Source organism: Deltaproteobacteria bacterium, from assembly GCA_020848745.1.
GTDB lineage: Bacteria > Desulfobacterota > Binatia > UTPRO1 > UTPRO1 > UTPRO1.
Genome location: JADLHM010000078.1, coordinates 22,240 through 37,291, shown reverse-complemented (window position 1 = coordinate 37,291; position 15,052 = coordinate 22,240). Strand labels below are relative to the sequence as shown.

Annotated in this window: 9 protein-coding genes and 1 pseudogene; 6 read left to right on the top strand and 4 right to left on the bottom strand. The window is 71.4% G+C overall.

The genetic code is table 11. From position 1 onward, the window contains the following. The first annotated feature begins 138 nt into the window (after positions 1-138). Positions 139-387, top strand: coding sequence for a hypothetical protein (locus IT293_12185; GenBank protein ID MCC6765410.1), 249 nt, complete (start codon positions 139-141; stop codon positions 385-387). Positions 388-421: 34 nt separating this feature from the next. Here IT293_12185 and IT293_12180 read toward each other — a convergent pair whose 3' ends face one another. Continuing rightward, positions 422-2,122: a DUF4143 domain-containing protein gene (locus IT293_12180; protein ID MCC6765409.1), complete on the bottom strand. Its 1,701-nt coding sequence runs from the start codon at positions 2,120-2,122 to the stop codon at positions 422-424. Positions 2,123-2,288: 166 nt separating this feature from the next. Here IT293_12180 and IT293_12175 point away from each other — a divergent pair, with 166 nt between their 5' ends. The 3 genes and pseudogenes from IT293_12175 (at position 2,289) to IT293_12165 (ending at position 6,170) form a co-directional block, all read left to right on the top strand. Beyond that, positions 2,289-4,349 carry a hypothetical protein gene (locus IT293_12175; protein MCC6765408.1) on the top strand — a complete coding sequence of 687 codons (2,061 nt, stop codon included), beginning with the start codon at positions 2,289-2,291 and terminating at the stop codon, positions 4,347-4,349. A gap of 155 nt (positions 4,350-4,504) precedes the next feature. Further along, positions 4,505-4,600 (top strand): annotated as a pseudogene (locus IT293_12170) (IS5/IS1182 family transposase). A gap of 73 nt (positions 4,601-4,673) precedes the next feature. Further along, positions 4,674-6,170, top strand: coding sequence for a hypothetical protein (locus tag IT293_12165; GenBank protein MCC6765407.1), 1,497 nt, complete (start codon positions 4,674-4,676; stop codon positions 6,168-6,170). A 33-nt stretch (positions 6,171-6,203) separates the two neighbouring features. Here IT293_12165 and IT293_12160 read toward each other — a convergent pair whose 3' ends face one another. The 3 genes from IT293_12160 to IT293_12150 all read right to left on the bottom strand — a co-directional run bounded on the left by IT293_12160 (position 6,204) and on the right by IT293_12150 (position 10,752). Further along, entirely contained in the window at positions 6,204-8,201 is a 1,998-nt protein-coding gene (locus IT293_12160) for a VCBS repeat-containing protein (protein ID MCC6765406.1), read from the bottom strand. A 102-nt stretch (positions 8,202-8,303) separates the two neighbouring features. Then, a complete protein-coding gene (locus tag IT293_12155) occupies positions 8,304-9,710 on the bottom strand; it encodes an amidase (GenBank protein MCC6765405.1) in 1,407 nt (468 codons plus the stop codon). Positions 9,711-9,894: 184 nt separating this feature from the next. Then, positions 9,895-10,752, bottom strand: a complete 858-nt coding sequence (locus IT293_12150; GenBank protein ID MCC6765404.1) for a PrsW family intramembrane metalloprotease — start codon at positions 10,750-10,752, stop codon at positions 9,895-9,897. A gap of 114 nt (positions 10,753-10,866) precedes the next feature. Here IT293_12150 and IT293_12145 point away from each other — a divergent pair, with 114 nt between their 5' ends. Together IT293_12145 and IT293_12140 are read left to right on the top strand one after the other, a co-directional pair. Then, the gene (locus IT293_12145) at positions 10,867-11,886 is read left to right on the top strand and encodes a TIGR03617 family F420-dependent LLM class oxidoreductase (GenBank protein MCC6765403.1); all 1,020 of its coding nucleotides are present in this window, start codon (positions 10,867-10,869) and stop codon (positions 11,884-11,886) included. A 367-nt stretch (positions 11,887-12,253) separates the two neighbouring features. After that, positions 12,254-15,034: a response regulator gene (locus tag IT293_12140; GenBank protein MCC6765402.1), complete on the top strand. Its 2,781-nt coding sequence runs from the start codon at positions 12,254-12,256 to the stop codon at positions 15,032-15,034. Positions 15,035-15,052: the final 18 nt, after the last annotated feature.

Sequence of the window (15,052 nt, the reverse complement as noted above, 5' to 3'; positions counted from 1 at the left end):
GCCGCCTCGTCGATCGCTGGATCGACCTCGCCACCGAACGCTCCGACCTCCAACTCGCGCAACGCACCGAAGCAGCGAAGCCGATCAAGCGCCGCTGATCACACCCGAGAACCCGGCACTCTCCAGCTATTAACCCTGATGAGCCAAAACCTAGGCCGCTTTCAGGAGCCGATCGAGCCGCTTGAAGCGCTCGGCGACGGCCGGAGCTGGGCCGACGTCAAGGGTGGCGTAGCCGTTGGGGTAGAGCAGCACGCCCGCCCGTCCGAAGCAGAGGTAGCGGAGCGTGGGAATGGTCTCGAAGCGGAAGAGCGTGCGCCGCTTGCGGGTCGGGGATCGTCGCTCGGCCGTCGTCTGTTGGCGAGCAGTTTCGTCGACAAAGCGGACTGAGCGTGAGCCCGAGGGGCATCGGACCACGCTGGGGCTACAACGTATCCCACGGAATCGCGCGCACGTGCTCCGTCAACTGCTCCGGTCGCCGGACCCGGCAGACGAGGAGGCCGCGTCGGCTCTGCTTGGGATGCCGTTGCACGAACCGCTCGACCTCGCGGGCGTCTGCCGGCCGTGGATTCGCGGTGTATTTCACCTCGATCGGGATGGTTTCGCGCGGAGTTTCGAGGATGAAATCGATCTCGGCGCCGTCGACCGTACGCCAGTAGCCGAGGCGCCACCCCGGGCCGAGATAGCCGATCCGCGCCATGAGTTCGCAGGCGACCCAGTGCTCGAAGAGCTGGCCCGCTTGCGTCGCGAGGATGCCGTCGTCGAGAGGCAGTCGTGCCACGGCGTTCCGCACGCCGACGTCGAAAAAGAAGAAGCGTGGCGTCTTCAATAGGCGTGCGCGCGGCGAGCCTCCGAACGGGCGAACCGTGAAGCCGAGCAGCGTGTCTTCCAGGACACCGTAGAATCCGCGCAGGGTCGAGAGGGCGAGGTCGCTTTCCTGCGAGATCTTGGTGAGGTTGATCGGCTTGCCGGACTCGACGGCGGCGAGCTCGAGGAAGCGACTGTATGCGCCGAGATTGCGCGCTGCCATTTCGCGCAGGACCTCCTCCTCGAGATACGCCTCGGCGTAGGTTTGCAAGGTTGCCCGGTAGCGCTTCCCTTCGATGAACGCGGCCGGCATGCTCCCGAGCACGAGATGGTCGCTGAGCGCGCGCTCCGGAAATCGCTCGGCGCCGAGCGCGGTAGGCGCAGCGGCTACAACGGTGTCGTCGCGGCCGACGATTTCCCACGCGCAGACCGGTGCCAGATGGAAGCGGTGCGTACGGCCCGGGAGCAAGTTAGCGTCGCGTCGGCGCAAGCGGCGCACCGAGCTGCCGGTCAGCGTGAAGGTGAACTTTCCCGGATGACGATCGAGCAGGTGCTGGATCTCGTCGAGGAGCTCCGGTACGCGTTGGACCTCGTCGACGAAGACGTGACGATGGCGGCGGGCGGGCAGCAGCGCGCGGGTGAATGCGGCCGGATCGCGCGCCAGACGCGCGCGCTCCCCTCGCTCCTGCAGGTCGATCAGCAGATCGCTCGCGCCGCGCAGGCGTTCGAAGATCGTCGATTTCCCGGTTTGACGCGCGCCGAGGACGAGCCGTGCTTTGCCCCGAGAGGTTCGCGACCGCAGGGGTTTCTCGAGGAAGCGCGGATATTGCATGAGCCCGCATATTATACGCCGATATCTACGGCGACAAGCCGGAGTCTCGATCGGTCGCGACGGCGCGCAGGACGATCCGCGCCGGCCCGCCAGCAGCATGCGCACGAGGTCGCACTGGCTCCCGACCTCGACCCTGGAGAACGTGCGCTCGAGGTGGGTCCGCACGGTGTTGAGCGACATTGCGGAGCGGGTCGCGATCACCTCGACACCCGTGCCTTGCAACAGCATGGTCGCCGCATGGCCCTCGGTGGGGGTGAGCCCGGAGAGCTCGCGAATGACGGCGGTGAAGGTGCCGACGTCGCCATCGGGGTGGCTCACCAGCACGAGGGCGGCGGGCTCGTCGTCGCCGCCTGTTGGGTCGGCGCCTGCAAGGCAGACCACCGCCACGCAGTACGAGCGGCGCAAGGAGGCCCGGCGGATGTGCAGCAGCGCGGGCGGGTACGCGGGGCGTGGGTCGTCGTCGGGCTGGCACGCGTGCCGCAGCATCCGCCGCAATGTCGGGCCATCCCCGGCGTTTTGCCGAATGGCCTCACCCGATTGGGGGATGATAGTTCTGTGCCAAATTGCTATCGTGTCTTCACGACTGCCGTCCCGTCTCGAGTCGTTCCACCTGATCGTTCCAAGGATTCTCACCGACGTGTTCGGAGATCACATGCGCCCTCGTGTTGCCTTCGTCCTCCTCGTCTTGGCCGTACTCGCAACCGCGACGGTTGCCTACGCATCGGTCACCACGCTGACGGTCAACAAATGCCTCGCCGGGAAGCTCAAGGGGACGGGTAAGACCACGGCGACCCTCGCCGGCTGCGCGAGCAAGGACGCCGGAAAACCCGACGCGACCGCGCTCGCCACATGTCGCGGAAAGGCGAGCGACAAGTTCGACGGTGGCGCGCTCCCGGCGAAAGGTGTCCTCGAGAAGCTCGAAACGAAATACGCACCGGCTTCGGTCACGCCGTGTCTCACCTTCGACGACACCGCAACGATTGCGGGAGACATGGATGCGACTCTCTCTGCGGTCGGCACGACGGTCGGCGCCAACCCGACCGGGAGCGCGTGCGATGCGGCGAAGCTCAAGTGCGTCGGGAAGTATATCGGGGGCGTGCTCGGCTGCTACGGCAAAGCCGCCGGCAAAGGCGGATTCATCTCCGGCGATTGCGTCGCCAAGCTCGTCACCAAGCTCTCCAACGGGAGCAACGGGTGCCTCGACAAGGCCGCGGCCAGAGCGGATTGCACCTCCTCCGGCAGCCAGGCGTCTGCACTCGCAATGGCCGGCGATGCGTTCGTCGAGGCCGCGACCTGCACGCTCGACCCGGGCAATCCAGGATGTCCTCCGCCGCCACCGTCCTGCCCGTTACCGCCTCCGACCCTCGCTGCCGGACCGGCGCCGTTGCATCGCCCGGCCGATCCGGTCGTGCTGACCGGCGCCGACGTCGCTCCGCGTCTCGTCGGGATCGCGCCTGGCGAGCTCGTCGCGTTCCGCTGGGAGGGCGCGTGGGTGCAGATTCCGGTGCAGGTCGACGAGCGCGCCGTGATCAATTTCAACGACGTCTACAACAACATGTCCTTTCCCTGGGGATCCGGCGGCGGTTTCATGGTGCTCGACTACACCGACGCCCAGACGTTTACGGGCGCCGACGTGGACACGACGCTCGATTCCGACGACGAAATTGCGTTCATGGCCGCCGATGCGGGTACCCAGCCTCCGGCGTTCAGCGAACCGACCGGAGTGATCGCGAGCTCCGGCGTGCGCGTGACGATCACGGATCCCCTGAACGCCGAGGCCGGTTACGTCTATCTCTTCCGGCAGGACGGATCGCTCGATCCGAGCGCCGGACAACAGTACGTCCGCTACGACTTCGTCCTCCTGTCGGGGAACTACAAGTCGACCTACCAGATCGCGGACGGTCCGAACCCCGAAGCCAGCCGAGTGTGCACGACGGAGTACGCGCGCGGGTTCCATGATCGATGGCTGCAGGACGAGCTCCGCGTCTTCAGTGGCGGTGCGGCGGGCGTCGACATTCTGGATCGCAACAAGATCCTGTTCGCGCCGTCTTTTTGCGGCCGTAGCGAGGACACGTTCGACGGACTCACCGGCGACTCCGAGTCGAGCGAGGGGGCCTTCGTAGCGAACAAGAGCGGGCCCGTACGTGGAATCCGTTCGTTCATCGGCGCGAACAGCGGACCGCGATCACAGCAAGAGCAGATTTTCTACCGCGGCCGCGAAGAGGCCACCGCGTTCCTGCGCGTCCATGCGATTTCGGGCATCATGACCTTCCGCGACTTCAGCTCCGCGGCCGCCGGCATGACCTACGCCAATGTCATCAACCCCGCCGGTGCGACGATAGACGGTGTCGCCGACGCCATGTCGTCAGGCACGCTCAGTTGGGAGCTCGCGACCGGCGCCCAAGGATCGGTCGCGATCGTGAACGTGGTCGAAACCGACGTCCCCGGCCTCACCCCGAGCTCCTACTATCTCGACGACGCGAGCCCCACTCCATCGGATCAGCAGTGCACCGGTGACGCGTACGCGTACGGCGCGAGCGGGCCTTGGATCAATCAGTTCATCCCGAGCACGGACCCGTCTACGGGCGGCACGAATTTCCTGCGCGGTCGGCAGGTCCTGTACTACGACGCCCCCGGACTCACGACGACTGCGGCGGCGACGCGCCAGGCGTGGGTCGCGACCCCACTCACGCATGCGACGGCAAACTGGTAGGCCTCCCGACGCGTCGAAAACCGGAGCGGAGCGGGCCCGCGTCTCTACGAGCCGGCTCTCGGGTTGGCTGAGGACGTCTGGCCTGTTGGACTGACTCTAGCGAACTGCCAGGACGACCTCGGCGGCGCGGTGAGGAGCGTCGGGCCTGTCGCCGAGGGACGCGCGCCCGCCGCTGGGTCGTCGAACGCACCACGTCGTGGTTCAACCGCTGCCGCAGGCTGCTCATCTGCCGGGAGAAGAAATCGCAGAACTAGCTCGCGCTCGTCCACTTCGCGGCGACGCGGCTTATCTGGCGCCACCTTGTGGGATAGGCTCTTACTCGCGATGATGCGGACGATCGTGCGAAGCGGCGCCTGGGCGCTCGTGGCGACGGTGCTGCTCGCGGGCGCAGTGGGGGCGGCGGCGACACCGGCGCGGCGCTGCGCGGCGGCGAAGCTCAAGGCGGCGGGCGCGGCCGGCGCCGGGCTCCTCCGGTGTCATGCGCACGCCGTGAAGCGGGGGGCGGTCGTCGACGCGGCGTGCCTCGCGAAGATCCGGGCCAAGATCGCCGCCGTGTTCGCGCGCGCCGAGGCCAAGGGCGGCTGCGCGAGCGGTGACGACGCGGCGACCGTCACGGCCGCGCTCGACGACTTCGTCGCGGCGGTCGCGGCGGCGCTCGCCGCCGACGGCAGCGTAGACGGGCGGCGCTGCGCGGCGGTGAAGCTCGGAGCGACGGGGATGAAGGCGAGCGCCAAGCTCGCGTGTCACGCGCGTGCGGCCGGGAAGGCCGCGGCGGTCGATCCCGCGTGCCTCGCGAAGCTCGAGAACAAGTTCACGAACGCCTTCGCGGATGCCGACGAACGCTACGCCTGCGCCACCGAGGGCGATGCGGCGGCCATCGAGACGGGTCGCGTCGATCCGCTCGTCGCCGCCGTCTTGGCCGACGTGCCGGCCACGATCGACGGCATCGTGACGCTGAACGGCAGCCTCGCCGGCCTCCAGGTGTTCCCCTCCGACAACTGGTGGAACCGCGACGTGTCGACGGCGACCGTGCCCGCCGGCTCCGACGCGACCATCGACTACATCGGGCGCACGAAGCCTCTGCACGCCGATTTCGGCACGACCTTCGGCATTCCATACGTCGAGGTCGAGGGTGCGCAGCCGAAGGTGCCCGTCTCTTTCCTCTACGGCGACGAGAGCGATGACGGCGCGCCCGGCCTCCCGCTCGGCTACCCGATCCCGGAGGTCGCGCAGTACGTACCGGGGTACGTGGAGGGCGGCGTCGCCGGCGGCGGCTCGAGCGGAGACCGCCACCTCATCCTCGTCGACCGCGACCACAATTTCCTCTTCGAGATCTACGCGGCGCAGTTCATGGGCGGCGCATGGCGCGGCGGCTCGGGCGCGATCTTCGACCTCGGGAGCAACGCGCGGCGTCCCGAAGGCTGGACGTCCGCCGATGCGGCGGGGCTCGCGATCCTCCCGGGGCTGGTGCGCGCCGACGAGGTCTTCGACGCCGGGGTCATCACGCACGCGCTCCGCTTCACCGTCCGCGGCACCCGGGGCTACGTCTATCCGGCATCGCACGACGCGACGTCGGGACCGGGCGGCGACGAGCGGCCGCCGCTCGGGTTGCGCGTCCGCCTCAAGGCGAGCGTCGATCCCGACACGTTCGCCGCGCCCGCCGCGGTGATCGTGCGCGCGATGCAGACGTACGGGCTCATCCTCGCGGACAACGGCAGCGACTGGTTCGTCACCGGGGCGCCAGATCCGCGCTGGGACGATGAGCTGATGCACGACGAGTTCTTGCGCATCACCGGCAACGACTTCGAAGTCGTGGAATAGGCGGCTACCGCCGGCCGCTGAAGAGGGGCCGCGTCAGCCGGACTTGGCGGTCAGCTTCTTGGGGGACTGCTTCTTGAAGGGGGTGGGGTAGCGGGCGCCGAAGCAGGGGCCGGTCGGGCGCTGGAGTTGGACCTCGAGCGGACCGGCGAGGCCGCTCGGCGCGGGGAGCGTCAGGTGCTCGCCCTTCGCGCGTACGGCGATACGCGCTTTGCCGGTCCCTCCGGCTCGCAGGGTGATGGACTGGAGGCCGTTCGGGGTGCGGGCGCGATCGGCGTAGTCCAGGCCGTTCTTGCGGGGTTTCCAGCAGGGGCGCTTGGGGCACAGGCCGGCGGGCGGGGCGGTGGCGCTCATGACGAGGGCGCCGGCGTCGTAGACGCAGAGGTCGAACGCGTCGGTGGTCGCGGGGTCGCCGAAGTCGGCGACCGTCGTGGCGGAACCCTTCGTCCACGACCAGGCGAAGGCGTCGCGTTGGGCGGTCGCCGCGTCGCTGATGGCGAGGGCGGCCTTGCCGGCGACCGCCGGCGTGCGGCACGGACGCGGCGTCGCGGCGCACTGCGGCGTGGCGGTCGGCTTGACGCTGCCGCCGTTCCGCTCGAGGAGGATCACGTCGGCGACCTCGTCCGTGAGGGCCAGGTCGAGGTCGCCGTCGTCGTCGAAGTCGAAGAGGACCGCGCACGAGGGATTGCTCGGGGCGTCGATCTGGCGCTCGAACGTGAAGGCGCCGTGACCGTCGTTCAGGTACACGCGCCAGAAGCCGCCGCCGAAGACCGAGAGCACCCAGTCGAGGTCGCCGTCGCCGTCGAGATCGCCGAGGTCTGTCGACGGGGTGTGCGCGCCGGTCGTCGTGACGACCGGCGCCGCGAAGCCGCCGGCGCCGTCGCCGAGGAGGACGGCGCCGTTGTTGCTGCTGGAGTTCGCGGTCGTGGCGTCGAGGTGGCCGTCGCCGTTCACGTCGCCGAGCGTGACGACCCAGGTGTTGCCGCCGGAGTCCTGCGGCGTCGCGGCGGTGAACGTGCCGTCGCCGTTGCCGAGCAGCGTCGCGATGCTCCGGCTGTCGCGGCCGCCGACGACCAGGTCGACGATGCCGTCGGCGTTCATGTCGCCGGCCGCGAGGCCGTACTCGCCGTCGACGGCGCCGTCGAAGAACGCGGGCGCGGCGAACGTCCCGGCGCCGTCGTTCACGAGGAGCGCGAGCATGCTGCGCTGACGGTCGGCTACGACGACGTCGAGGTCGGCGTCGCCGTCGACGTCGAGGACCGCGATGCCGTGCGGTTGCCCGCCGAGGTCGATCGTGCGCGGCGTCCCGTAGGTGCCGTCGCCCTTGCCCATCAGGACGGTCACCGCCCGCCCGCTCGCGGCGGAGAAGCAGCCGTCGGTGTGGCCGTCGTTGTCGAAGTCTGCCGGCTCGTTCGGGCTCGATTCGAGCGCGATCGGCGCGGGCGCGAGGAACGCGTGGAACGCGCCGGTGCCGTCGCCGCGATTCAGCGCGACGCGGACGTCGGCGCTCACTTCGTTCACGGTCGCGAGGTCGAGGAAGCCGTCGTGGTTCAGGTCGGTCGCCTGGGCGCCGTAGATGCGGGTCGCGACGCCCGGGCTCGAGCGGTTCGAGATCGTGTCGATGCGCGTGAAGCTGCGCGTGGTCGGCGCGGTCGCGATCGTGATCTCGAAGGCCCACCCGGCGGCGCGGAGCGGCGACCCGTCGGCGCCGGCGAGCGCGCGCGACAGGTTCACGAGCACGATCTCGCCCGCGGAGAACGGCGCGGTCGGGGTGAAGGTGAGGGTCTGGTCGCCGTTCGAGAGGACGCGCGTGCCACCGGCGGTGCCGGTGCCGCGGCCGAAGACGCGCACCGTATCGGCGGAGACGGTCGTCGGGTCGAGCGGGCGGTCGAAGTCGATGCGGACGAGCGTCGTCGCGGGCGCGATGGCGTTGGGCGCGGGGCTCACGGCGACGACCTGCAGCTCGGCGCCGTCCGCACGCGTGGCGCGCGCGATGACGATGAGGAGCAGGAGCGCCCGACCGAGGTGCAGCATCGCCGCGATCGTAGCGGCGCGTGCGCGGACGTCAATGGCGCGCGGCCGGCGTGGCGCACGCGATCGCGCATGGCCGGCGCGCCGCGACGTCGCGTGCGACCGTCATTCGGGCGCGAGGAGCGGCCACGGCCGTTCCCGCTCGAGCGCGCGCGCCGCCGCGAGCACGCGGAGATCGTCGTGGCGGCGCCCGACGATCTGGAGGCCGATCGGGGTGCCGTCGACCGTGCCGGCGGGTACGGACACGGCGGGGTGACCGCTCAGGTTGAAGACATAGGTCTGCGCGACCGTCGCGAGCGGACTCAGCGCGCGTCCGGCGATCGTGGCTGGCGGCGGACCCTCCGCGGCGAACGCCGGGATCGGCGTCGTCGGCAGGAGCACGAGATCGACCCGCTCGAAGAGATTGGCGAGCGACTGCACGAGCGCGTCGCGGACGAGCGCGGCGCGCGCGAGGTCGCGCATGCCGAGCCCGGCGGCCATCGCGAAGAGGAACTGCAGCGCCGGGTTCACGTCGGCGGCGCGTTCCGGAAGGAAGGGCGCGTAGAGCTCGAGCAGGTCGGGCGCCATGAGGACCCGCCAGGCCTCCTCGGGATCCGCGAGGTCGACGCGCGCGTCGACCTCGACCATGCCGGTCGCGGCGACGAGGCCGTCGGCGGCGGCGCGCACGACGCGGGCCACCTCGGGATCGCACGCGCCGAAGCCGAGGTCGGCGCTCCAGGCGACGCGCGCTCCGTGCAGATCCAGCTCGGTGACCGCCCGCTCGTACGAGTGCCCCGGATGCGGCAGCGACAGCGGGTCGTGCTCGTCGGCCCCGACGACGCAGTCGAGGACGCGCGCGGTGTCGGCGACGCTCCGGGTGAGGACGCCGTAGTTCCGCACGTTCGGGAAGCCGACGTAGCGCGGGCCGCGCGGCACGCGGCCGTAGGTGCCCTTGAAGCCGACGAGCCCGGTGAAGGATGCCGGGATGCGGAGCGAGCCGCCGGAATCGGAGCCGGTCGCGAGGGGCACGAGGCCGGCCGCGACGGCCGCGGCCGAGCCGCCGCTCGATCCGCCCGGCGTGCGCGCCGGGTTCCAGGGATTGCGGCAGACGCCATGCAGCAGGGAGGCGGTGAAGGACGCGGCGCCCATCTCGGGCGAGGCGGTGAGACCGAGCGGTATCGCACCGGCGGTGCGGAGGCGGCGCACGTGCGTCGACGTCGTGGCCGCGATCGCGTCGGCGAAGACGCGGGCGCCGCGCGGATGCGGCCAGCCGGCGACGTCCTCCAGCTCCTTCACGCCGAAGGGAACGCCCGCGAGCGGGCCGGGATCGTCGCCGCGCCGCACGCGCGCGTCCACGATGTCGGCGGCGGTGCGCGCGCCGGCGGCGTCGAGGAACACGAACGCGCCGAGCGGCGGATCGAGACGCGCGACGCGCTCGAGGTGGTGTTCCAGCACGTCGCGGGCCCGGAGCCGGCCGGCCCGGATCGCGTCCGCGAGCGTCGTGACGGAGGCCGTGTGCAGGACGTCGGACATGCGCGGTCGCTCCCGGGCTCAGGACACCACGAGCGTCGGGGCGGAGGTCGGGACGCTCGGGTGGGCGAGGAGGGGCGCGGTCTCGCCGCGCGCCGCGCCGGGGTGGCCCATCGGGACCGGATTGAGCGGCATGCGTGCATGAGACATGACATGCGATCGCGCCGCGGTCGAGACCGGAAGCGCCTCAGCCCGGCTCTTCCGAGCGTGCGGCGAGGAGCGCGATGGCGCCGAGCGTCATGAGGCCGGGTGCAACGAAGATTGCGGTGAGCACCGGGACCACGACGAAGAGGCTGGTGTCGGTCGGCGTCGGCCGGCACGGTCCACCCGTGAGCTCGGGCCCGCAGAGAACCCCTTGGATGGCGCTCGCCGCGACGGCGTTCCACACCACGTGCTGCAGCATCGCGAAGGCGAGGCCGAGGGCGGGCACGAGCCACCGGCCTCCGGGACGCGATCGCCGCGCCGCCCAGCCGAGCGCCGCCCCGGTCGTCGCGGTGAAGGCGGCGTGGTTGCCCCCGCCGAGGAGCGCGCGCACGTAGACGCCGCGCAGCAGGCCCGCCGGGCCGCCCTGGAGGGTCGCGAACGTCAGGTAGACGACGTTCTCGGTGAACGCGAAGCCGATGCCGACGAGCGCCCCGTAGACGATGCCGTCGAGCGTGCCGCCGAAGCGGTCGCGCACGAGCGCGACGACGAGCAGCAACGCGAGCGCCTTGGCGGTCTCCTCGACGAGGGGCGCGCCGAATCCGGCCGCGAGCGGACGCGCGGCGTCGGCGCTCGCGACGGTGTCGGCCCATTCGAGGAGGCGGGCGTTCGCCGCGTGCGAAAGCCAGGCCGCCACCACGGCGCCGGCGAAGACCGCCGCGGCGATCGCCGCGAGCGGCTCGCGCTCGCCGCGATCGATCCACCGCACGGTGATTCCGTAGAGGACGGCCGGCAGCGCCGCGGCGAGCACGATCATTCCCGGCACGTCGGCGAGCGTCTGCGCGAACCAGAGCGCGGGCCGGATCGCGATCAGAGCGGCGCCCGCGAGCGCGAGGCGGGACACGGGACGATGCGAAGGCGGAGGCGCCATACGGGGCGGCGTTCCTACCACAGTCGGGGGCACGCGCGCGCACCCGTGGTCGACCCCGTACGGCGGGCGGGATAGAACCGCGGGCGCATGCGCGTCTACACGACGGCGCCGCTCGAGGATCCGCGCGATGCGCGCGTGACGTTCCCCGCGCTCGAGCGCGCGGGCTACGACGGCGCGTTCAGCTTCGAGGCCAAGCACGATCCGTTCTTGCCGCTCGCCGTCGCCGCCGAGCACACCACGCGCCTCCGGCTCGGCACCGCGGTCGCGATCGCGTTCGCGCGCAACCCGATGACGCTCGCGAACCTCGGCTGGGACCTGCAGGCGCTCTCCGGCGGCCGCTTCCTCCTCGGGCTCGGCACGCAGGTGCGGCCGCACGTCGAGCGGCGCTTCGGCGCGGCGTGGTCGCGTCCCGTCGAGCGCATGCGCGAGCTCGTGCAGGGAGTCCGCGCGATCTGGGCGGCGTGGGAAGGCCGCGGGCCGCTCCGCTTCGAGGGAACCTTCTACCGTCACACGCTGATGATCCCCGCGTTCGATCCGGGGCCGAACCCGTTCGGTCCGCCGCCGATCTACCTCGGCGGCGTCGGGCCGCGCATGATCGAGGCGGCGGGGGAGGTTGCCGACGGGTTCATCGCGCATCCCTTCGCGACCCGCCGCTCGCTCGTCGAGCACGTGCTGCCGGCGCTCGGACGCGGCCTCGCCCGCGCGGACCGTCGGCGCGCCGACGTCGATGTCGTGTGCGCGACGATCGTCGTCACCGCCGAAGGCGAGGAGGATCTCGTCCGGATCCGCCGCGCCGTGAAGAAGCAGCTCGCGTTCTACGGGTCGACGCCGGCGTACCGGCCGACGCTCGCGTGCGAGGGGTACGATGCGCTCCACCCGGAGCTGAACCGGCTCTCGAAAGAAGGCCGGTGGGACGACATGACGGCGCTCGTCGACGATGCGCTGCTCGACGCGATCGCGGTCGTGGCGCCGCGGCGCGAGGTCGCGGCGCGGCTGCGGGCGCGCCTCGGGGACCTCGCCGATGGCGTGAGCCTCACCAACAACCGCGCTCCCGATCCGGCCCACTGGGCGGACGTGGTGGCCGGTCTGCGCACGCCGGCAAGCTGAGAGGCTGTGAAAAAATCCCCTCCCGTCGCCGGGCTTCAGAGCGCCGTCGCGTCGCGGCGTCGCACGTCCTCGGAATACCTTCCAGGTATTCCTGCGGGTTGCTCCTTGCGCTGCTCGGCGCTCTTCGCCCGGCTCGGTCCGGGGATTTCTTCACAACCTCTGAGTCCGCACGGCGCGAGGCTTCCATCGGATCGGGCGCCGGGTTCCGCCGGCCGCCGCGTTCAGCGGCGTACGCCGGTCGAGCGTCAAAATCGTACCGCTCGCTCCGCTCGGATGACCAGGCGCGACCGCGTGGCCGATGGCTTCTCCGGGGGCACAGCACTTGCTCTAGGCACTTGCTCGGGAGCGGACCGCGGAGGAGACGAGCGTGCCCCAGGCCTACGACGGAACCATTCGACGCGCCCTCGACGAGGAGAGCTCGCCGCTCCTTGCCCGGCGCATGCTCGCCGTCGTGGTGCTGGCCGCCGTGGGCATCCTCGTCGGCATCGCGATCGACGCCGCGCTCGGCCGGGCGCGGGCGTCGTGGGTGCTGCCGACGCGGCTCGCGGGGGTCGGGGCGTACGTGGTCGCCCTCATGGCACTCGTGCCCCTGACCGGCGGCGCCCGGTGGCGGGCCGTCGAGCGCGTCGCCGTGGCCTGCGCCGTTCTCAGTTGCCTCGTGACCGTGTCGATCGACCTCGCGGCCGGCGAGAGCCTGATGACGCTGCACGTGATCGGTGCGCTCGCGCTCGGCGGCGCGATCGTGTTTCCGTGGAGCACCATGGCCCAGGGGGCGCTGGTCGTCGTCAGCGCGGTCGTGGTCGCCGTGCTTCTCGTCGTCGAGCCGACGCTCTGGGCGCACTCGTCGAACCTCGTGCTCACCGTCGGCACCGTGCTCGTCGTCTCGATCTATGCCGCGAGCTCGCTCGACGCGCAGCGGTTCCAGCGCAAGGGCATGGAGATCCTGCAAGCGGGGCAGAAGCGCGTGCTCGAGATGGTCGCGCGCGACGCGCCGCTCGAACAGGTGCTGGAGGAGATCCTGCGGGTCGTCGAGCAGCAGTCGCCAGGCATGATGTGCGCGATGCTGCTTGCCGATGCCGACGCGCATTGTCTGCGCCATGGCGTCTCCCGGTCGCTGCCGGCCGAGGTGGTGGCGGCGATGGCGTCGTGGCCGATCGACCCCGGGGCGGGATCGTGCGGCGCGGCCGCGTTCTGGAGGAAGCGCGTCGTCGTCGAGGACGTGGCGAGCGATGCGCGCATGGTCGGCGTTCGGCCGCTCGCGGCGCGCGCCGGCATCGCGGCGTGCTGGTCCGACCCGATCCTTTCCGCGGACGGCCGCCTGCTCGGGACCTTCGCGATGTACTACCCGACGCCGCGTGGGCCGACGGCGGCCGAGTGCGGGATGATCGAGCTCGGCGCGCACCTGGCGGGCATCGCGGTCGAGCGCGGCCAGGCGCGCCGCGCCCTCGAGCGCTACCTGGCCGATCTCGACCTGGCGCGCGCGACCGCCGAGGCGCGCGCCGCGCAGCTCCGCGAGCAGGCCGTGGAGCTCGCCGCGACCCGCGACCAGGCGCTCAGCTCGGCGCGCGTGAAGGCCGAGTTCCTCGCCAACATGAGCCACGAGATCCGTACGCCGATGAACGGCATCATCGGCATGACCGACATCCTGCTCGAGACCGGGCTCGACCCCGAGCAGCGCGAGCTCGCGCACACCATCCGGCGCTGCAACAACGCGCTGCTCACGGTCGTGAACGACGTGCTCGATTTCTCGAAGATCGAGGCGGGCAAGCTCACCATCGAGCGCGTGCCGATGAATCTGCGCCAGCTCGTCGAGGAGGTGACCACGCTCTTCGCGCAGCAGGCGCACGAGCAGGGGCTCGAGATCGGCGCGATCATTCCGGCGGACTTTCCCGAGCACCTGATCGGCGATCCCGGACGCATCCGGCAGGTGCTCTCGAATCTCGTCGGCAACGCGGTCAAGTTCACGGAGCGGGGCGAGGTGGTGATCGAGGCGGAGCTGTGCTCGGAGCGCGGCGGATGGATCGGCCTCGCGCTGCACGTGCGCGACACCGGCATCGGCATCCCGGAGGACCGCCAGCGGGCGATCTTCGAGAGCTTCACGCAGGTCGACGGCAGCACGACGCGCCGCTACGGGGGCACCGGCCTCGGCCTCACGATCTGCCGCCAGCTCGTCGAACTGATGGCGGGCAAGCTCGTCGTCACGAGCACGCCCGGCGCCGGGAGCACGTTCACGGTGGAACTCACGCTCGAACGGCAGGACGCGGCGGTGGGTGGCGCCGGTCCGTCGGCCGCGCTCGCCGGGCTGCGTACGCTCGTCGTCGACGACAACGCGACCAATCGCCGCATCGCCTGCCAGCACCTCCGCTCGTGGGGCTGCCGCCCCGAGGAGGCCGCCGACGGTCCGTCGGCGCTCCGCATGCTCGCGGCCGCGGTCGGCGACGACCCGTTCGGACTCGTGCTCCTCGACATGCAGATGCCCGTCATGGACGGCGCGCAGCTCGCGGCGTGCATCCGCGCCGACGCCGCACTCGCCGACCTGCCGCTCGTGCTGCTCTCGTCGATGGGCGCGCTGCGCGGCGGCGCGGAGGCCGCGCGGCAGCTCGGCTTCGACGTCGCCGTGACGAAGCCCATCTGCCGCGGGGCGCTCGAGGAGACGGTGACGGCGGTGCTCGAGCGGCGCGTGCCGCGTGCGGCGGCGGGCGGCATCACGGCGCTCTCGCCCGCGCGCCCGCTCGCGGTCCTCGTCGCGGAGGACAACGCCGTCAACCGCAACGTGATCCGCCAGATGCTGCAGCGGCTCGATTGCGCGGTCAGCGTGGTCCCGAGCGGACGGGAGGCGGTCGCGGCGGTGCAGGCCCGCTCCTACGACCTCGTGCTCATGGACGTGCAGATGCCCGGGATGGACGGCCTCGAGGCGACGCGGACGATCCGCCGACTCGAGGCGATCGGCGCGACCGCCGCCGCCCGGGTGACGGTCGTGGCGCTCACGGCCCACGCTCTCGAAGGGCAGCGCGAGCGCTGTCTCGCCGCGGGGATGGACGATTTCCTCGCGAAGCCGCTCACGCTCGAGGCGCTGACGGCAGCAATCGGGGAGCAGCGGCTTCGCCGCGAGGCCGCGGAGCGGGCCCCCGCGACCTCCGCCGCCTGACGGTCACTCGCCGGATTC